Source organism: Microcoleus asticus IPMA8, assembly GCF_013179805.1.
Classification (GTDB): domain Bacteria; phylum Cyanobacteriota; class Cyanobacteriia; order Cyanobacteriales; family Microcoleaceae; genus Microcoleus; species Microcoleus asticus.
This window is the reverse complement of record NZ_SRRZ01000009.1, coordinates 1-19,718: the sequence shown is the minus strand read 5'-3', so window position 1 is coordinate 19,718 and position 19,718 is coordinate 1. Positions and strand designations below refer to the sequence as shown.

The 19,718-nt window shown below is 47.2% G+C and carries 18 protein-coding genes; 6 read left to right on the top strand and 12 right to left on the bottom strand.

Features of this window, described 5'->3' with window-relative positions; translation table 11 throughout:
- Nucleotides 1-570: 570 nt before the first annotated feature.
- From E5S67_RS03760 to E5S67_RS03750, 3 genes are all read right to left on the bottom strand, one after another.
- Entirely contained in the window at nt 571-1,779 is a 1,209-nt protein-coding gene (locus E5S67_RS03760) for a general stress protein (RefSeq protein WP_172185629.1), read from the bottom strand.
- A gap of 397 nt (nt 1,780-2,176) precedes the next feature.
- Nucleotides 2,177-2,659: a BON domain-containing protein gene (locus E5S67_RS03755; RefSeq protein ID WP_172185627.1), complete on the bottom strand. Its 483-nt coding sequence runs from the start codon at nt 2,657-2,659 to the stop codon at nt 2,177-2,179.
- A 484-nt stretch (nt 2,660-3,143) separates the two neighbouring features.
- Nucleotides 3,144-3,689 (bottom strand): hypothetical protein, encoded by a 546-nt coding sequence (locus E5S67_RS03750; RefSeq protein WP_172185625.1) that lies wholly within the window; start codon nt 3,687-3,689, stop codon nt 3,144-3,146.
- Nucleotides 3,690-3,754: 65 nt separating this feature from the next.
- Between E5S67_RS03750 and E5S67_RS03745 the strand changes: the two genes are divergently transcribed.
- Both E5S67_RS03745 and E5S67_RS03740 read left to right on the top strand, forming a co-directional pair.
- Entirely contained in the window at nt 3,755-5,161 is a 1,407-nt protein-coding gene (locus E5S67_RS03745; protein WP_172185623.1) for an S-layer homology domain-containing protein, read from the top strand.
- Between the two features lie 534 nt (nt 5,162-5,695).
- On the top strand, nt 5,696-6,730 hold the full coding sequence (locus tag E5S67_RS03740; RefSeq protein ID WP_172185621.1) for a histidine kinase: 1,035 nt from the start codon (nt 5,696-5,698) through the stop codon (nt 6,728-6,730).
- A 359-nt stretch (nt 6,731-7,089) separates the two neighbouring features.
- On the opposite strand, the gene E5S67_RS03735 is transcribed toward E5S67_RS03740, so the two are convergent.
- Both E5S67_RS03735 and holA read right to left on the bottom strand, forming a co-directional pair.
- Nucleotides 7,090-8,127, bottom strand: a complete 1,038-nt coding sequence (locus E5S67_RS03735) for a hypothetical protein (protein WP_172185619.1) — start codon at nt 8,125-8,127, stop codon at nt 7,090-7,092.
- Nucleotides 8,128-8,355: 228 nt separating this feature from the next.
- A complete protein-coding gene (holA, locus tag E5S67_RS03730) occupies nt 8,356-9,333 on the bottom strand; it encodes a DNA polymerase III subunit delta (RefSeq protein WP_172185617.1) in 978 nt (325 codons plus the stop codon).
- Nucleotides 9,334-9,509: 176 nt separating this feature from the next.
- Between holA and E5S67_RS03725 the strand changes: the two genes are divergently transcribed.
- The 3 genes from E5S67_RS03725 to cbiE all read left to right on the top strand — a co-directional run bounded on the left by E5S67_RS03725 (nt 9,510) and on the right by cbiE (nt 11,960).
- Nucleotides 9,510-10,250, top strand: coding sequence for a DUF1868 domain-containing protein (locus E5S67_RS03725; RefSeq protein WP_172185736.1), 741 nt, complete (start codon nt 9,510-9,512; stop codon nt 10,248-10,250).
- Entirely contained in the window at nt 10,240-10,389 is a 150-nt protein-coding gene (locus E5S67_RS03720; protein WP_172185615.1) for a hypothetical protein, read from the top strand. Before E5S67_RS03725 ends, E5S67_RS03720 begins: the two co-directional genes overlap by 11 nt.
- 254 nt (nt 10,390-10,643) lie before the next feature.
- Complete coding sequence (gene cbiE, locus E5S67_RS03715) at nt 10,644-11,960, top strand: precorrin-6y C5,15-methyltransferase (decarboxylating) subunit CbiE (protein ID WP_172185613.1); 1,317 nt, start codon at nt 10,644-10,646, stop codon at nt 11,958-11,960.
- Between the two features lie 174 nt (nt 11,961-12,134).
- Here cbiE and E5S67_RS03710 read toward each other — a convergent pair whose 3' ends face one another.
- The 6 genes from E5S67_RS03710 to rlmD all read right to left on the bottom strand — a co-directional run bounded on the left by E5S67_RS03710 (nt 12,135) and on the right by rlmD (nt 18,003).
- Nucleotides 12,135-12,992: a CPBP family glutamic-type intramembrane protease gene (locus E5S67_RS03710; RefSeq protein WP_172185611.1), complete on the bottom strand. Its 858-nt coding sequence runs from the start codon at nt 12,990-12,992 to the stop codon at nt 12,135-12,137.
- A gap of 109 nt (nt 12,993-13,101) precedes the next feature.
- Nucleotides 13,102-14,142: a UDP-3-O-(3-hydroxymyristoyl)glucosamine N-acyltransferase gene (gene lpxD / locus E5S67_RS03705; protein WP_172185609.1), complete on the bottom strand. Its 1,041-nt coding sequence runs from the start codon at nt 14,140-14,142 to the stop codon at nt 13,102-13,104.
- Between the two features lie 143 nt (nt 14,143-14,285).
- On the bottom strand, nt 14,286-14,603 hold the full coding sequence (locus E5S67_RS03700) for a YkvA family protein (RefSeq protein ID WP_172185607.1): 318 nt from the start codon (nt 14,601-14,603) through the stop codon (nt 14,286-14,288).
- 414 nt (nt 14,604-15,017) lie between these two features.
- Nucleotides 15,018-16,133 (bottom strand): SPFH domain-containing protein, encoded by a 1,116-nt coding sequence (locus E5S67_RS03695; protein WP_172185734.1) that lies wholly within the window; start codon nt 16,131-16,133, stop codon nt 15,018-15,020.
- Nucleotides 16,134-16,267: 134 nt separating this feature from the next.
- Nucleotides 16,268-16,450, bottom strand: coding sequence for a GNAT family N-acetyltransferase (locus tag E5S67_RS32230; RefSeq protein WP_339382959.1), 183 nt, complete (start codon nt 16,448-16,450; stop codon nt 16,268-16,270).
- Between the two features lie 140 nt (nt 16,451-16,590).
- A complete protein-coding gene (gene rlmD, locus E5S67_RS03690; RefSeq protein ID WP_339382955.1) occupies nt 16,591-18,003 on the bottom strand; it encodes a 23S rRNA (uracil(1939)-C(5))-methyltransferase RlmD in 1,413 nt (470 codons plus the stop codon).
- A 472-nt stretch (nt 18,004-18,475) separates the two neighbouring features.
- Between rlmD and E5S67_RS03685 the strand changes: the two genes are divergently transcribed.
- Entirely contained in the window at nt 18,476-18,961 is a 486-nt protein-coding gene (locus E5S67_RS03685; protein WP_172185605.1) for an allophycocyanin subunit alpha-B, read from the top strand.
- Nucleotides 18,962-19,349: 388 nt separating this feature from the next.
- Here the strand turns inward: E5S67_RS03685 and E5S67_RS32225 are convergent.
- On the bottom strand, nt 19,350-19,718 hold a 369-nt coding region (locus E5S67_RS32225), incomplete at its 5' end, for a hypothetical protein (protein WP_339382954.1).

The window sequence follows — 19,718 nt, the reverse complement described above, 5'->3', positions numbered from 1 at the left end:
AACGGCAATTGGGCTGCTACAGCCAACCAATCACCAGCCTAAGTCTCGCGGGAAGGCGACGACAATATTATTATTCTAATAGTTGCCGACCACCGCAGGCTTTTCTGGGCGCGCGGGACTGGCTACTTGACCTGTATAAGTTGCGGAAATTAGCCGCCCCATAATTAAAGATAGTCGCTCTTGGACTAACCGGGCAATATCTGCTGTAATTTATGTCATCAAATTTGATAATACTGCGGGGTTTGCAATCGAGCAGTAGTGAGTGTTACAGACTAAAAAAACACTGCGAATTTAAGGTGTAAAAGTTAAGGGAGCCGATCGCTGTGCCCGCACAAAGCCCAGTTTGCGGCCTGGCTCATTAATCAAAATTCAAATTGTGACAGGTCGCTTTTTTTTTCCCAAAACAAAAGCCGACTTTCAGAGAAAAAGCCGACTTTTGAGAGAATTTTACTGACGAAGTACAAAACCCCTAGCTCGCCCGTGTTGGTTGCATCACTTTCGACAATCCGAGTGGGCGAGTGCGATTAACGTGCAGTTCGTAGAAACAATACCCAAACAAAGTCTGAAGTATTAAATCAGAGGGTGGCGGGTAACGCCCTGATTGGGATCGTAAATATTAGGCGTAGTATCAACGCCCGGAGTACCAGCAGCGCCGTAATCAGCCCGAGCACTATCAACGCTGGGATAGTCGTAGGTGTTCCACTGCTGAATGCCTCCGCGACTCAGAATGGTTTCAGCTTTAGCGACTTCTGCTTCGCTGCCGTCAAGCAGTACCAAGTAATCTCCCCTGGCTACCCGATCGTTGTATACTTTAGCTTCCTCTTCGGGAATTCCCAAACCGACTAAAGCTCCGATCAAGCTGCCTGCAGCCGCACCCAAAGCCGTACCGGCGAGTGTAGTGGCGATCGCCGTAGCTGAGGCTCCTGCGAGCATAATCGGGCCGATTCCCGGAATTGCCACTAGGCCCAGACCTACCAACAAGCCTGTCAAACCGCCCAAAGTGCCGCCTGTGAGTGCGCCCTTAGTCGCCCCTTCATCCGCCTTGTTGTCCGCGCTTTCCTGCACGTCAATGCCTGCGATGTCCCCTTTAGACTCAGAATCTTTAGCGATGACCGAAACCCGATCCATGTCAAAACCCGCAGATCTAAGTTCTGCCAGCGCTTGTTCTGTCTCGCGACGGGTTGAAAATACGCCCACCGCGCGCCTGTGGCGGCCCGAAGCTCTGTGACCGGTGTCTGCCGGCACATCGTAAATGCCCCAATCCTGAATGCCCCGCACGCTCAGAATTCCTTCGGCTGTGGCAAGCTCGGCATCTGTTCCTTCTACGAATACCAAGTATTCTCCGCGCGAGACGCGATCGCTATAAACTTTAGCTTTTCCTTCAGGAACTCCCAAACCGACCAAACCGCCGACCAAACCGCCCGCAGCAGCGCCAATCGCACCTCCGACCACAGTATCTGCCAGCAGAGTTGCGATCGCGCCACCCGCCATCACCGGGCCAACTCCGGGAATCGCCAGGGCTCCAATGCTTCCGAGTAACCCAATCAAACCGCCCGTCACGGCTCCCGCTGTCGCCCCTGCTTTGGCGCCACCACCGACTTTCTCGTCAGTACCCTTACCAGCGCTAGCGCCCGCTATTTCGTTGCCATCAAGATTGTTTCCAACTACCGAAACTTTATTCATCGGAAACCCGCTACTTTGCAGTTCCATCAGGGCTAGTTCCGTATCTCGGTAATTAGAAAATGCTCCTACAGCTCGCTTGTGTTGACCTAAAGCCATTTTCTTTCTCCTGCAAAATATACTACTTTTTCACAACTACAGAATTTATGCTCTGCTTGCTGTCATCAATCACATTTAGTCCTACTTTCCCAACATTTTTCATCGGTCGCTGGGAATAACCTTGCTCTCTATCTTCTGGCTGGTTTCTAACTAATTCTCAGGAATGGGAAAGCTGAAATTGGGAATAGAAAATTGCAGGCAGTGCGCGAGCTTTGAGTGCGTAACTTTTAAAATTTAAACTTTTTAACTTAAAAGCCCGCTACCCCTAGATAATCACGTAAGCGTTGCGCTCCGCTGCGGAAGCAATCTTAAAATGCCCAACTTTCCCTGTTCTCTATTCCCTGTTCCCTCTTCGTCCTCTTTCTGCCTTCTTTCCCTGTTTTTTTTTCCTTCTAACCTATTGGTTGCTGCTAGGCGATGCGGATGCAGCGGGGGCGACAACAGCCGTCACATTCACCTGTGTGACACCCTTAATCTCTTTAGCTAGTGGCTCAATTTTAGCTAAATCTGTTTGATTGGGAACTGTGCCACCTACAGTTACAACCCCGTCTTTTGCATCAACAGTTAGTGTACCTTTCGTGATGTTTACTTCTAACTTTGAGCGAACTTCACTTTGGAGGTCGCCATCGGCTCTTGTTGCATCGCCGCCAGTCACATTGTTGCGCTGTTCTCTGGCCCTGATATCAGAATTTGCTTGGTTTTTGCGAATATCGCTAGTGGCGTCACCCTGAGTTTTTTGAACTGTCTCGGCTGGGGGCGGGGTGGTGGTATTTTCTGTGGGAGAATTAGGAGCATCAGCGCTAGTTTTAGCCCCTTCGGTGCAAGCAGCAGCTCCAAATAATAGGATGCCGCTGAGGAGAATTGGTGTTAGTTTGTTCATAATTATGTTAATACCCTCCGGGTAAGCTTTCGATGAGCCTGACTTCCCTGACTTCGTTGAGCCTGATGGGAGCCAGATCGAGCAAGACAGCATCTTGGTTTGTGCTTGCTGCGATTTGAAAATCATTATATTAAATATATAAACTTGAGGAAGTATGTACATCGCTCCACGGGTGTAAAATTTATCTATGTCGTTAGATAGAGTACAAAAAACTAAATAAGGTATTATGTCAAATTTAACTTAATTACTTTTGACGGCATTATTCCTCAGAAATCCGGTAGATGGCTCCATTTTTCGTTGCCAAAGCCAATATTTTCCTATACACCCAGTTTCAAAGGGTAAGCTTTATTAATAAATTCGATCGCTACTGCCAACTAATTTTTCCCCAGAACCTCGAACCTCTGACTTCATCCTTCAATATCCATCCGTTGAATCCGTTAAATCCGTTAAATCCCGTACACTGCTCGTTGCCGAACTTCCTGCTTCAAAACAAACGAAAAGAGTCGAGAAATTTTTGAGCATTTTCTGGTTCTGGGGTAGTTGCTACCAGCCCGTAAACGCGCGTTTCCACCAAAAAAACTTGACCTACACCTACAGGTTCAGTGGGGGAAAGCGGCTGAAACTCAAACTCTTTTCCCGGATAGCCTCCTAGAGAAATATCTCGCACTTGCAACAATTTAGCATTCGCCCCCACGACAAAGAAATCAACGGCGTTATTTAAAGTAATTTTAATATTATTGTTGCTTTGCCGGAAATCTAGGTCAAAGTATTGAAGTAAATAAGTTTCTTTGTTTTTTAAGATCGATCGGTATGTATGAGCGGTAACTTGAGTTGAAAAAGTTTCGGAATTAATTTTGGGAGTTCCCGGCATATCGATCGCAAACTGACCCATCGCCGAACAAAATGGCTGCCACTCAGGCGTCTGAATTGCTGTCTGCAGCGGGGCTGGTTGAGATGCAGCGGGACGGGCAAACTTGACAGGGGAGAAAAGTAATGTAGCAGTAACTAGAAGTAAATATACCAATTTCATTTCGGTAAAAATTATATTTGCCCGATCTGCGCTAGCCTAGAAATATATCCGCAAAGGGGGGATTTATGCTGAATATTATATTTACTCAACGGCGAGGCAACTCTCAAGGGCGATCGCCAGCTAAAACCAGTAAAACCAATAAAACCAATATACTCGCTGCTGTAAATACTTGGCTGGCCGTGTGTCTGCTGGCTGCTGTCACAGCTTGTGCAAACAGCCCCAACAGCAAGGCACTCGAAGAATCTTTAGCCGCCGATCCCAAATTACAACAAAATCCAGTGGTTTTCTCTTCCCCGCCACCAGCGACAGCAGTTGAGACAAACTCTACCGCCAAACTTCCTCCCGATTTCCCTACAGAGATTCCACTCTATCCTAATGCTGAGTTAATCGAAGTTGGTGGGCAAACCGATCCGTCGCAAAAAAATGTGCGGCTGCGCTGGGAAAGCACAGATCCGGTTAATTCCGTTCAGAACTTTTACTCTACTGAGTTTGGGCGCGGCAACTGGGAAATAGTCAGCCGCCCAACCGCCGAAGGACAAGGTTCTTTAGTAGCAACGCGAGATAATTTGCGGGTAACTGTGTCGCTTTTTCCGACTGAGAAAGTAGGGGGTTCTACAGAATTTGCGATCGACTACAGCAAAGAGGGATCAGAAATTGCTGCCAGTCCTCAACCTAATAATTCCGAGTCTAGTGCATCTCCAACACCTTCACCAACTCCATCTAATTCAGAGGGAACTACTCCAACGCCATCCCCTTCGCCAAAATCAGCAAAAGTTAGCCAACAAGACGACCAAATTCCTCAACAGTTGTGGCAGTATGTGGCAGATTTAACTCAGTTAGAAGTGCTGAAAGTGCGATCGACAGAAAGTGCTAATTTTGAAACTGCCAGCACTTTGCCCAAACCCAACAAAATTGTCACTCGCCGCGACTACGCCCGCTGGTTAGTAGCAGCTAACAATCAGATTTATGCTACCCGTCAAGCAAAACAAATTAGATTAGCAGTAGACTCTAGCGAACCAGCATTTTCTGACGTACCAAAAACTGACCCCGATTTTTCAGCAATTCAAGGTTTAGCAGAAGCCGGTGTAATTCCGAGTTCGCTTTCCGGAGAAACTAAAGATGTGAAATTTCGCCCGGATGCACCTTTAACTCGCGAAACAATGATTCTCTGGAAAGTACCTTTAGATACTCGTCAAGTTTTGCCCACAGCTAACATTGAGGGAGTGAAAGAAAAGTGGGGTTTTCAAGATGCTTCTAAAATTGATTCCCAGGCTTCGCGGGCAGTTTTAGCTGATTTTAACAATGGAGATTTGGCGAATATTCGCCGCGTTTTTGGTTTTACTACTCTGTTTCAGCCGAAGAAATCCGTGACTCGCGCCGAAGCTGCTGCTAGTTTGTGGTATTTTGGGGTTCAAGATCAGGGATTGTCTGCTAAAGATGCTTTGGAAGCAAAAACTCAACCAGCTCAATAGAGTTGTTTGGAATGGTTAAAAGTTTTGAACAAAGCATCTACTTACCAATACCAATAAACCGGGTTTTTTCTATGTAACAAAACCCGGTTTTTACGTCCAAGACTGAGGAAATTGTAGCAAGTTTTGACACATCGGCGATCGCCCGCCACAAAAATTGCAGCTTGAGTTTCTAGGGTTTCTGTGAATATGCCTTACCTAGAAACCGACTTTTATCTACGAAAATGCCCAGTAAAACGCGAGGCATATCCGGTGAAAAACCCCGTTTCTTTAATTCCTATGGGCGAGTTGTGGTAAAAAATCCTTTCAAAAACTATACATCGGCTTTTCCGTTCTTGTCACCCACCCTAAGGAAGAGATTTTTTTTCCTTAATCTTAATTTCTGTATCTTTCCACAAAACCGCTGCATTTTGCGGACAAATTTTCTCCATATTGTCGCTAACACTTTGCTCAAAACTCTCAGTAGGATTCCGGATGCAGTAGCGGACTTAACGATAAATGAAAAAGAGTGTTTGAGGTCTGGGAGAGCGTTTTTTAATGTACGATATTACCCTATTTACCCCGCAAGACATGGCGAAATGCAGCTTAGTCCTGCGCCAGTTAGGTAGAAATACTGCTAGTATGGAAGCCAGCAGTCAGAAGATTGTTAACTATATTTACCAACATTTTTGCGATTCGCAAACTGGAGAAAATACCTGTGCCTTAGTGCGTTTGTTCAAAACTCATCCCTACGGGAAATTAGAAGACTCATTGCAACAATCCGCACGCCGCTTAATGAACGGCAATTCCCCCGCCGCTGACATGAAATGTTGGACTCTGCTAGCAGCAGCAGGGACAGAACCGCAGTGGAATTCTCGGCACACAGCAGCAGAAAATACAGCTATTCCATTAGTTAGCACAAAATTAGTGGCTCAAATGCCGGCGATTTCGGAAATAATCCGGCAGTTTGGTTTAGACATTCCTACATTCGTCGGAATTGAGCGAGAAAGGTTCCTGCAATTAGAACCCGCAGTATTAAATATTTTTCACGTATCAGAGGCAAAAGGCAGCCCCTTTATTCCTGAGCAAAATTCTTTAATTGTCCCCTACCAAGTCAAGTCTGTCTTGGGATTTGGGGGACTTCTGCCGTCAGGAAGTTTGTTTGCGGTAGTGATGTTCCTGAAAGTTAAAATTCCCCAAAGCACGGCTGAAATGTTTAAAACTTTGGCACTTAGTGTCAAAACAGCATTGTCTGTTTTTGACGAAAAAAATATTTTTGAATCTTCAAATAATGCTAATAACATTGTTACAATTAACAATGTTACCGAAAACCAATTACTGGAATATCAAGTTGCTAATTTGATTCACTTGCTGGATTTTTCGGAACAAGAAATGCTCAGACAAGCCGCTCGTTTTCAACGGACAATTGACAAGTTGCAGCGCGAAATTGCCGATCGCAAAAACAAGGAACAAGCTTTGAAATCAAGTCAAGATCCATTTACAGGCATCCTCAATATTCCCAAAGATGCTGTTGCTCGCGTCGAAGAAAATCAAGGAATTCAGTGTTTTAATCAACAGGAAGAACAGATTTAACCCAAGCTCTGTGTTTAGTAACCCGGTTGCTTTGATAAACCGGGTTGTTGCTGTGTTTTTTGAGTTATACCAGTTCCCCTAAAATATGCTGCAACGATCTTAGAGTTTAAGGATGATTGTATCAAAGTAAACTACCAAGAAAGAATTGATTTAACAGCTAATATCCTATGGACTCTTGAGGACTTCCTGAGAACCTTAAACCATACTGTACTCAGTTGGTTTAGGAATATGTCACGAAAATTGAAAAAAGTCAAAAGGTAAGAAAGCTTTCAGTAAAAACAAGATTTTTTACTTTTGGCTTTTGACTTTTGACTTTTAGCACATCCAGTATTCAACTCAAAACTCAAAACTCAAAACTCTTAAGGCGCTGCTGCCGCCCTGCGGTTGGCAACAATCAGATTAGCCTGATACTCTGCCGCTTTTTGCTGAGCCTTTTGATAGTTCGGGCTGGTTGAGGGTACGGCTCTCATGAGCTTAACCGCTTGCTGCCACTCGCTTGCTACTGCGATCCACTCATTTTGAGACTGAGCCGTCTGGGCCGAAATTGCTGCCTTCTGAGCTGTGTTAACGGCTTCCCTCCAAGAGTCAGGCTTAGGCGCGGCGGCTGTTGGCGCCGGAGAGGCTGCCTTAGGCGCCGGAGATGCTGGTGCAGCTTTGGGTGGTGGAGATGTCGGAGCTGGGCTTGCGGGCGCAGCAGCATTGGGAGCGGTTGCGGGGGTCTGAGTGGCTGCCTGTGGGGCGCGCCCAGATGCGGCTGGAGAGGGTGCGGTGGCTTTAGAAGCCGGAGATGCGGGTTTCGGGGAAGGGGAAGCAGCTTCGGGGGGGTTCGGTTCTGGGTTCGAGTCGCCGAAGGGGAAAGTTTTAGTAAAGAAAAGCCCTGCGATCACCGCCAGAGGTACTAAGATACCCACAGGTATTACCCATTTGGGGAATTGTTTTTTCGGAGGCGGGGCTTGATCTTCGTCTACGTCTTCGTCTTCCTCATCGTCATCTCGATCGAATTCTCCTTCTTGATAATAGTCTTCGCCTTCTGGCTCGACATCATCTAAACCTACAGAGTCGTCAGGCATTCTACTATCCAAGGCGTAAGGCATTGGCTCCGCAGGCATCAGATCGATTTCATCTTCCCAGGCAGGCGATCCGTCACCTGTTCGACGCCCGTAAACCTTGACAGTGTGAATTGATTCGAGTCCCAGCTTCGTCATGCCGGTGCGGATGAAATCGACCAATACCATTTGATCCGGTACTTTGTCTGCCTCCAGAATTATGTGGAGGCAGCCGTTGTCCCGCGTCACATCGGCGTTGATGCCTTTGGGTTTGAGTGTACGGTTGATGCTAGATGCGATCGCTTTTGGATCGCCTTGCTTGAGCAGTTCCCGCGGGTTCTGTTGTGTCATGGGTAGCGCTCTTTTTTGGGGGGGGGTGGAGAGCCGGCAAATAATATTAACCGATCGGCATTCGGCGGACAATATTTATTTACCACATTAACTTCTACTTTGGCATTCTGAGAGTATTTCTAGTATCTATTGACCTTTGGGCCCGCGAGCCGGTATCAAGCACATAGCCGCTATCGAAATTTTTGTAAAAATTTACAGTAAGGGGCCGATCCTGTGCCCTGTCGCGCATCAGCGAAACAAGCTAGAAAGTTCTATAACTTTGGTTTGCAGGGTTGAGATTTCTTCCCGGCCCCGCTTTAAAGAAGCTTCTAAGTCTAGCAGCAAAGGCAAACTTTTTTGCAGTTTTTCTAAGCTGGCGTTCTTGACTTCTTGACGAAAATAGTATACTCGTTTCGGATTGCCTAGGTCTAGAGCTTGAGCAATTTTATCATCGCGATCGCCAGCTTGGATCATCGCCTTTACCCACAGCCAAATCCGAAACTTACCAGTCAAGCCAGCCACAATCCTCAAACCAGGCTCGCTGCGGCCAGTTAAGCCGGCCAATAAATCCAAAGCGGCGGAGGTATTGCCCTCGCGAATCGCATCGGCTAGCTGGAAGGTATTCTGGGCGTGACAGTGCACCAGTGCGGCAACTTCCTCCGGGTTCAGAGGTTGGCTGCGGTTGCCCGCAAACAGCAGCAATTTTTCCAGTTCGCTGTATAGCTGGCGGGTATCGCTGCCAATGGATTGCGCCAAAAGTTCGATCGCCGTGGCGGTCAATTTGACGTTCATTTCGCCGGCGACTTGGCGCACGCGCTGAGCTAATTCTTTGTCATTCCAAGGCGGAATCGGCGAAAATTCCCGCACTTGGGCGGACTGGACAAGTAACTTGGTAGATTTGAGCCGGCTGTCGGGTTTTTTGACGGATGTCAGCAGCAACACGGTGGTAGGGGGAATCACCGGCAGCGTCCGTTCAAATTGCGCTAACAGTTCTGGAGAGCACTGCTGAGTTACAGTCGTATTTGCCAGCCAGACAAAACGGCTGCCGGTACCGAAGGCGGGCGTCAAGGCTCGATCGAGCCCTTCGACCACAGCGTCGGCTCGATCGGCAATAATTTTGTCATAGTTAAAACTAGCCCAGTTGGGGTCGAGGACAGTTTGGCGCAAACTTGTCACAGCTTGCGCGATCGCAAAGTCGTCTTCCCCCCAAAACAGGTAAATTTGCATGAAAAACGCTCAGTAGCCCAAAAAATCAGAGTTGCACGTTCCGCAAGTCAAACATATCCTGAATTGGACTGTTGGAAGCCCGCAGCATAATATAAAATTTGGTGTGGGAGTTTGTCACCGCGAGGAAATCAAGATTGGATGATACTTATCAAGCTTACGTAAATCGGGTGGCGCGAATGACGCTGCTGGACTCCTACAAGTCCCAGGTGGAACACATTCAGGAATCTCCAAAGTTTAAGCCCGACGAAGCCGGTCACAGATATCCTGTACCTTTTCCGGGTTATTCGGTGATTACGCCACCTGCTGGGGAAGATGCAGAAAATGCTGCACTTTATAGTAATTTGCACTCGATCCAACAACGGCTATTGCAGGAAATAGCGGAGGGTGCGCTCGTGGCACTGCCTCCTGATAGCTTCCATTTAACCGTAGCCGATTTGATTTGGAGCAGCGCTTTTCGAGATGCCTCCGATCAAAATCCAGAATTTGAGGAGCAACTGCGCTCGCGCATGGCCGATCGTTTTGCCGCCTGCAAACCCTTGGCGGGCGGCCCTCCCATTCGCTGGATAGTGCTGGGGTTGATGGTGATGACTAGAGCTGTGGGTGTTTGTTTGGCACCGACGGACGAAAACTCTTACAAGCAAATTCTTGAGTTGCGCCGATCGATCTATCAAAATCCCGATTTAATTGCTTTAGGAATCGAACAGCAATATCATTTTACGGCACACATTACTCTGGCTTATTTTGGGGACACCGGGCCGAACCTAGACCGCGCTCGCTTGTGCACTTTGCTGTCTGAGTTAAACGAGCAATGGCTGGACACGCCGCAAGAACAGTCCGTACACCGAGTGGAACTGCGGAAGTTTGAGGACATGGCCACCTATGTCCGGCAACCGGACTGGCCTGTTTTTGAGTTTTAACGAAGGAAGAAGGAAGAGGGAAGAAGGAAGAAGGAAGAGGGAAGAAGGAAGAAGGAAGAAGGAAGAAGGAAGATTTTTTCCCATCTCCCACTCTCCCCATCTTCCACTATCTCGCCCCCTCTCCCCCTCTCCCCTGTGACAATAGTCAGGATATTGCCTATTACAATAGTCCGGACTGTTTTTAGTTCTTAGGCTGAAACCCTCGATTTTTCGTTGGTAGCGAACTTGCCTGGGAGCCTTGAAACCCTTATTCTACGGTTGGCAATCACAAACTGTCCGAAGTATTGCTATTAAATGCTTTAATTATTTTTGTTTGACAGTAAAGTCAAGGAAAAAATTTATGAAAAACCAGGAAAAATCAGTAATTCTGGTTTTTTACTTTTTGCTTAAAAAGTGACAGTACACGTTGTTGGTATAGGTTTAGATGGAGCTGCTGGGCTGAGGGAATCGGCGCGGCAGGTTGTAGAAATGGCCGCTCTGCTAATAGGGAGCGATCGCCATTTGAGCTATTTCCCGCACCATTCCTGCGAGATCTGGGTGTTGGAAGATTTGACGGCGGCAATTCTAGAAATTAAGCGCTGGTTGGCGACTGATGCGAATTTAGAGCCAGCTCCAGGGACTTTTTCGCCCCCCTCTACCCCCTCGTCTCAACTCATTGTAATTTTAGTAGCCGGCGACCCGCTGTTCTACGGCTGGGGAAAGTTATTAATTGCCCAATTGCCGGCAGAAAAATTGACTTTTCACCCCCACGTCAGTTCTGTGCAGTTGGCTTTTAATCGCTTGCAAATCCCTTGGCAAGACGCTCATTTTGTGGGTTCTCAAGGACGTTATTTTGAGGAACTGACTGCCAAACTCAAGCTCGGTGTCGAGAAAATTGCAGTGCTCGCCGACGAAACTCATACTCCGGCGGCCCTGGCAAATTGGGTAAAAGCTCTAGATTTGCCTACACGCTACGAGTTTTGGGTTTGCGAAAATTTGGGTTCTGCTGACGAGCGGGTGGGCCTGCGTTCTCTGTCAGCTTTACTGGGAGAGTCTTTTGCACCGCTGAGCGTGGTTGTGATGCTGCGCGAGTCCCCGGCGGGGACGGAACCTTTGGATTTGGAAAAGTTGCCTTTGTTGGGAATACCGGATGCAGCTTTTATCGGTTGTGGCGACAAGCCTGGTTTGACGGTGGAACGGGAAGTGCGGGTGTTGGTTTTGGCACAATTGGCTTTGCAACCGGGACAAGTTGTCTGGGATGTGGGTGCTGGTAACGGTTCTGTGTCGATCGAAATTGCTCGTTTATTCCCGCAGTCTGAGGTGTATGCGATCGAACAAACGGTTTCTGGTACTTCTGCGATCGAGTTCAACTACGGCCGTTTTGGGCTCCAAAATGTGTTTTCGATTTATGGAACTGCCCCGGAAATTTTGCACCGCTTGCGTCCTCCGCACCGGATTTTTATTGGCGGTAGTGGCGGAGGGTTGACTAAAATTTTGGGTGTTTGCGCGCTGCGGCTGCTTCCTGGAGGCTCGATCGTCCTGGCTTTGGATGCTTTTGAGGATATTGCTACTGTTTTGAGCTGGATGGGCGATCGGGTGCGCCGGGAACCGCACTGGAGTTACCGAATTCTGCAAGTGCAGTTATCTCGTTCTGTGGCTGGGGGAAATTCAACTCGTTTTGACGCGCTGAATCCGGTTTCGATTGTGACGATCGATCGACATTTGAATTAATGTCTGATTTTTAACCGCCGATTAACGCAGATTAATGCCTGTGTTATCTGTGTTTTTTGTGGTTTTAGTTCTCGCTTGATTGAATCTAATCTTTTTTTACCGCAGAGGGCGCAGAGGAAGAGAGGAAGAGAGGAAGAGAAGAGGTAATTTTAAAGGGGTTTGGTGTATTAGGTTTTAATTTTTAATTAAGAACAGTACGGCTGCTGTTGCTAGCAATAACAAAATTCCGGCGACACCGGCTAGGGGTTTTGCTGCTATTCCTGTAATCCATTCCGGTGCGCGGCCTGTGGGTTTAATTGCGCCTTCTGTATCTACGGTAGTTATACCCCAAATCCAAGCTGCGTGAATGCCGATCGCCAATCCTAAACTGCCATTGTCGGCGATGCGGGCTAATGTTAAAACCATCCCCATCAGCCACAATCCGGGCAGTTGCGGTAGAGTTTCTTTGGCGGCCCAAATTAGGTGGGCGATCGCAAAAATGAAACTGGCGATCGCTGCTGCGATTAGCACTGAGTAATCTTGCTGGAGGATTGTTTGCAAGCAGCCGCGAAAGATTAACTCTTCTGTGGCGCTAATCCACAGTGCTAATAACAGAGTCAGCAGACTAGCAGGGTTAAAAATTAAAGTCCAAAAATTAATTTTTTTTTCGACTGTTTCGGTGGAAGTTTCGCTTTTTCGTAGCTCGATCCAGCCTGCGGTTAATTGCAGACCGAATAAAATTACTAAGCTGATTATTCCTAATCCTAATCCCCGCAGTAATGACATCAAAACTGCGGGTTGCAATTCCCAACCCCAGTTAGTAAAAGACGTGTTTTCGATCCAAGTTGTCGCCCATAAAATGAAGGGGACAATCACGTAGAGGGAAGCTAGTAAAGGTAGTTTTTTGTTTCCTAGGGGTTGGGGCGGATGCCATTTGAGGACAATCGCTGCGGGAAGCCACACAACAATCCAAGTTGAGAAAAACAAGATTATTTTGACAATAGCTGGTATTGACGGCGACAGCAGTCGCAGGTTAGTTATACTATTCCACATTTAATGGGTTGCAACTATAATACTGTTGAATGTTGACTGTTAACTGTTAACTGTTAACTAAGGACTACTGACGCCAACTGCCAACTGACTACTGCCCACTGCCAATTGATTATCGATCGAGCTTGCGCTGAATTTGCCTCAGAGACTGGTACATTTCCGGCAAGCGGTTGTAGATTGCTGTGGCTTTGAGAAATAGTTTGTGGGGAATTGCTGGAATGCCCGTCACGATCGCACCTGCGGGCACGTCGCTGTGAATTCCGGCTTTAGCAGTGGCGATCGCCCCGTCTCCGATTTTGGCTTGATTGGCAATTCCCACTTGACCTGCCAAAATTACATTGTTGCCAATTTTTACTCCGCCAGCCATGCCAACGTGAGCGGCAAACGCGCAATTTTTTCCTACTTGACAGCCATGACCTACGTGTACTAAGTTGTCGATTTTTGTATTCTGGCCGATGCGGGTTTCTCCGACAGCGGGCCTGTCGATCGTGCTGTTGCAGCCAACCTCAACGCCCTCTTCTAATACAGTGCAGCCAGACTGCTCCATTTTCACCCATCCTGTGCCTGTCGGCACGAACCCAAAGCCTTCGCTGCCGATCGCCGCACCGCTGTGAATCACGCAATCTGCCCCGATGCGAGTACGTTCGTGAATGACACAATTAGCGTGCAAAACTGTGCCGGCGCCTATTTCCGCATCTGGGTAAATTACGACATTTGGATGAATGCAAACGTTGCTGCCAATTTTGACTTTTGCTTGAATAACGGCGTGGGGGCCGATATAGACATTTTCACCAATTTCTGCTGAGGGGTGAACGACGGCTGAGGGATGAATTTCGGATGCTGGGCGAAACGGTTGATAAAAAATGGCGATCGTTTCAGCAAACAGCAATCGCGGATCTGCTGCGGCAATCCAAGCAATATTGCGATCGTCACATTGAGCTTGGAGGCTTTCATCTAAGGGCAAAATTAAAGCAGAAGCATTTGTCGAGGCTGTATGAGAGGCAAATTTAGCACCTTCTATGTAACTGATTGTGCCCGATCGAGCTTCATCAACTGGGGCAGGGCCAGTAATTTCTGGATCGGTAGCAACCGACGCTGTGAGGCTGCTACTGGTGGCTAAATTAAGTTTTTGTACTATTTCACTAAACTTCATCTATAAAAATTTGTTGTTAACACAGATTGACCATAGTTAAAATTACCAGCTTTAGAGCACGATCTGAGCAGTTGCCATTTAAAAAACAAAAACCCCGGTTTCTTGAAGAAGTCGGGGTTGTAGCGCTCGATTATTTTTGGCAATTATTTTACAGAAACTGCATCTACGTCAACGGTGCTGCCTTTGGCTTCAGAATAATTGGCACCGGTGGCTTCGGATGCTGAAGCTGTCTCTGTTTGGCGGGATTTAAAGTAGTCGATCGCCATTTGGGACACTTCGGAAATCAGCAAGACTGCGATCGCCACATCGTCAATTTGTCCGACGACGGGGAGAAAGTCTGGGGCAATGTCGATCGGGCTTACCAGATATGCCAGGGTTCCCAGAATAATCCACCAGCGGTATTTGGGGTTGCGGAGGGTGTCGCGGTACCAGTTGTAAACAGATTGTATAGAAAAGTTCATGGGGTTGTCCTCTACTTATATTTTCAATCTTGACAAATTCTCGCTCGAAATGCTTGTGGAGATATCCCCCCTAAGATTGGGAAGAGACTTCTACCTGGGAGTATAGGGAATTGGGTCGGAGGGATTTGTCAAGCTGTGTCGGAAGGGCGGGGACTCTTGACAACGCCCCTACAGAAACCTGACAGATGAAAGCCAATGGAATTAATCTGTGTTGATATGCGTCGATCGGCGGTTTAAAAAAACATTCATATTGTTGACGGTTGATTCGGCATCTATTACTTGTAGATCGTGATTAAAGCAAGTTACTTAAATTGGGATTTTTTAACCGCAGATGTCAGCAGATAAACACAGATGAACGCCGATGGGATTTATCTGTATTTATCTGCTGTTTAAAAAAATCTTCATATCTCTCACTCACGAATTTTGAAAAATCCATTTTTGGTCGCCGATCGCAATTTCGCAGCCATTTGGCAGCCAAAAAGGCTCGTTAGCAGCCAGCCTCTGCCCACCCACAAAAGTGCCGTTGGAACTGCCGCTATCGACAAGCTGGTATCGCTGTTTACCAAGTTCGTCAGTGGCGCGGCGGATTTGAGCGTGGTAGCGCGAACTTTGCGGATCTTGTAATACTAATGTGTTGGTTGGTTCGCGTCCAATTGTAAAGGGATTGGCTGTTAGGGCGATCGCTTCTCCAGAAAGTTTGTAGATTAAATATGCAGTTGTTTTGCGATCGCTGCTTGCGAGTACGGTTGGTGCAAGTTGGGGAGGATTTCTCCCAGGAGGGAGACTGTTTTGAGCAAGTTGTTCTGTCAGTTGTTGTAAATCTCGATCGAACCCTGCTGCTGTGTCTGAAGCTGGAAGACTCGCAGGAGAATTACCTGAAATTAAGTTTAACTGCTGTACGGGAGATTGAGGAACAATGGGTCGGCCGGCTTCGGCAATTCTCATTTGCAGGGCGGCGGCATTTTCTGCTTCCTGTCGGGCACTCATTCCCTCAACTTGGCGAATAACTCCGTTGGTTTCGGGAAAGCTGACATCGCCAATTCGCACGTCTTCTAAGTTAAAACCTAGAGTATAAAAATCTTGGACGCGATCGAGCAAATTTTGGCGCAGCAACAGCCGTCCTTGACTGATAAGCTGTTGTAGGGGTATTTGCCCGATCGCTAATCCCATACAATCCTTAACTGCACTTGCTAAAACAGCTATAGGATCGGACAATTCCAAAGCTACTCGTTTCGGATCTATAACTTGATAAATAACAGTCAGAGTAGCATCAATTAAAAATCGATCCTTAGACAAAAAATCTCCGTGCGACTGCACCTCCAAATTGCGGAGTTTGGTGTCTACTATGACAATTTGAGATTGTTCCAGCAGGGGAAGGGCGAAGCTGAAATGCCGGCCGGATTTTAGGGTACGCACGACGCGGCCGTTTTTGACCAACAGACCCGTGTAACCCGCCCCTATAAAGTCCATACTAAAGCCGGCCCAGCGTTCGGGTGTGACGGTTTGAATCAGTGGAGAAGCGTTGTTCATGGGAGGGAGTTGAGGGAGCGAAGATTCTAATTTTAGGGTAACAAATTGCTGGGGGCGAGCGATCGGGCGGTGTGCCGGTTCCGCAACCTCTATTCTATACTTCTGGACTCCCCGCGATTCAGGCCGGACTGGATCTAGTTTGCACCCCAGCAATCGATCTTCTGTTCGTACTGCATTCCCACTTTTGCCATCACGCGCGGCGAAGCAATATTTTCAGATTTAGAAAGCGCTACAATGCGATCGAACCCGATAGTTTGAAACGGTATTTTAAGATAGCAAACGCTGCTTCTGTTGCCCAACCCGCGCCTCCAGCTTATATCTAGTTGTACTCACTTACTCACTCGGCTTAAATTGCATACATTCGCAACAAATATTTAAATTATCTGCGTTGCATCTGCGGTTTCCCTATCAATCAAAAATTGATACACTAAGTCTAGTGGCTCGATCGCCCTTTCATTCACCTGACCAAAAAAGCCGCACACTCAACATGAGAAGTCTGAGGAAAGAAATCCGCCGGCTGCACTCGCGCTAACTTATAATCCCCCTTTTCGCACAAAATCTTCAGGTCGCGAGCCAAAGTAGCAGGCTTGCAGCTAACATAAACAATGCGATTTGGTTTGATTTCCTTGATAGCTTCCAAAACCGCGCGATCGCACCCTTTCCTCGGCGGATCTAGCAGCACAATATCCGGTGTTAATCCCAAGGATGGCAGCAAACTCTCTACAGTTCCCACCTGAAACTCGACATTTCTCACGTCATTTAACTCACCATTTAATGTGGCTTGTTCTATCGCCGCCGCTTGCACTTCTAAACCTATGGCTATTTTTACTTGTTTTGCCAGGGGTAAAGTAAAAGTACCAATGCCACAGTAAGCGTCAACCAAAATCTCATCTCCCTGCAAATTCAATTCCCCTACCATCACCTCTAACAACGCTTCAGCAGCCTCTGTATTTACCTGGAAAAAAGTATCGGCTCTTAGCTGAAAATTCATCCCAGCAAATCTTTCTCGCAGATAAGAACGACCCGCAATGCAGCGAGTTTCCGCACCAAAAATCACATTAGTTTGAGCGGGGTTTATATTCAAACAAACACCTACCAGTTGAGGATATTGTTTCAGCCACTCTGATGCTTGCTCTTCGAGTCCCGGCAACTCTCCAGTGCGAACTATTAAAGTTAGCAGCATCTCGCCAGTGCGCCGTCCGATCCGCAAGGACAAGTGACGCAATTCTCCTGTATGTTTCTTTTCGTCGTAGACTGGCCAATCCCGCCAGTGGATGTCTTCTTTAACTTCTTTTAACAAAGGATTGAGGCGCGGGTCTTGCACCGGACACTGATTGAGATTGACTAATTTGTGAGTGCTTTTTTGATAGTAACCTGCTTGGACTTGACCTGTTGCAGATATTGCCACGGGATAAGTCGCTTTGTTGCGGTATCCCAAAAATTGGGGAAATCCCTCGATTTTTCCCGTTAAAATTTCATCAACTTGCGGATTGCTAAATCCGCCAATCCGTTCTAAGGCTTGAATGATTTGATTTTGCTTGGCTGCAAGCTGATATTGATAGTCTACGTGCTGCCACTGACAGCCACCGCACTTGTCAGCGACAATGCAGTTAGCTCGGATGCGGTGTTCGGAGGTTTCGAGAAGTGTGTCCAGCTTGCCTGTAGCATAGGTGGATTTGACTTGCACGAGGCGAACAAGGACTCGATCGCCAGTCACGGTATCGGGCACAAACACTACTAACTCACCAAAACGACCAACTCCGTCGCCGGTGTCTGTCAAGTCGGTAATCTCTATCTCAATCAGTTGACCTTGCTGGCAAGGGTTTGCCAATTTCGTCGAGTTTGGGGTGGGGAATTTAGATTTGGTCACAAGTAGTCGTGGTAGGATTTAATATGGTAATGCAATATCGCTCTCTCTTTCCTGAGATAAGTCGTAGCGAAGAAGCGGGGCGCAAGCCATCGCACTCAAGCTCAATTGCAGGCTGTCTTCCTGCTGCTGAACGTCTTGCTGCTAAAGCCAAGCTTCAACCGGGGAGTCGAGCTTGTCGCGAGTTGCCTCGATCCCGTCGGTGCGATAGGCTGTTGGGGCGATGTAGCAAAAACTCGTTAAACAGTCAAAGTGTCTGCCGACATCCAAACTCTCACTCGCAATTTTTGAGTTTTTCCCGCAGTACCCTGGAACACAAGGAAACTGGCTTGAACATCAAGCATAACGCTTGGGGAGATTTACCCTCTACTTCTAGGATTGATAAATGTTAGGAGCAAGGCAAGTCTGCGAACCAAGAATCCCGTCGCCAACTGATGGGAATGTTTATTAATGTTATCCTCAAATTTGAATAACAATGAGCGTAGTTAGCCAATTAATTCTCCAAGCCGACGACGAACTTCGTTATCCCAGTACCGGCGAACTCCAAAGTATCAATGATTTCTTTAAAACCGGACAACAGCGGGTGCGTATTGCTACTGCGCTGTCTGACAGTGAGAAGAAAATTGTTGAAGAAGCTAGTAAAAAACTCTGGAAAAAACGACCTGATTTTATCTCTCCTGGGGGCAATGCTTACGGCCAGCGCGAACGGGCTTTGTGTTTGCGCGACTACGGCTGGTACTTGCGCCTGATTACCTACGGTATCTTGGCGGGTGACAAGGAGCCGATCGAGAGCATCGGTTTGATTGGCGTTCGGGAAATGTATAATTCTCTCGGCGTTCCTGTTCCGGGCATGGTCGAAGCTATCCGCTGTTTGAAGGAAGCTTCTTTGGCTTTGCTCAATCAGGATGATGCTAAGGAAGCAGCTCCTTATTTTGATTATATCGCTCAGGCAATGTCTTAATTGCTTTCGTGATTGCTTTCACGGATGTGGCGGAGCATTCGCGGGTGATTTTTGGGGTGATTTTATCTCGCAATTGCTCGCAAATGTTTCGCTTCTGTTTTGGGCAAGGAAATCTGCCTAATTTCTGCTAGGAAGCAATGCTGTTTAAGCTTTCCCAAATGTTGAGTTCGTCTTGTCTTTCAATACACATTTGATTTAAAAAGTCAAGGGTTTTTGGGAGACATTGTTTTTGGAATTTCCGGCTGTCGTAGTGAATGGATGTTTTGAGCTGCGAGAGTTCTCTAAGAGTGGGGCAGGTTTGGATCTGGAGTTTAGACTAGGCAGCAAGAAAAGACTCAGCAAAGGTGAGTTGAAAATAAATAGACTTCAGATCTGAAAATCTACACTACTAAGGAGATTCTGATTGCTCTTTGCGGGGCTTGGTTGTAGTTTTTTTAACTATGGGGTAGCGAATTCTACGTTTACGTGGTTGATCGGTCTTCCAGCCTGGAGACTTTCCGCGAGGTTTGGGTGGTTGGGCTGGAGTACCAATCACTGCAAAAATGCTTCCCATCGCCTGGGCAACCCTTCCAGGGGTCATTTTGTCTGATGACTTTTGCCAAGGTAAAGGGTTATCCGCAACAATATCACGGGCTAACCACAACTCCCAAGTCATCAGAGGCATCAAATCACTCCAGCGCTCACATTGCTTAGGGGTACTCAGCTTTGGTACAGTCCAATGTAGGCGTTGCTTTAAAAAACGATACCAGTGGTCAAT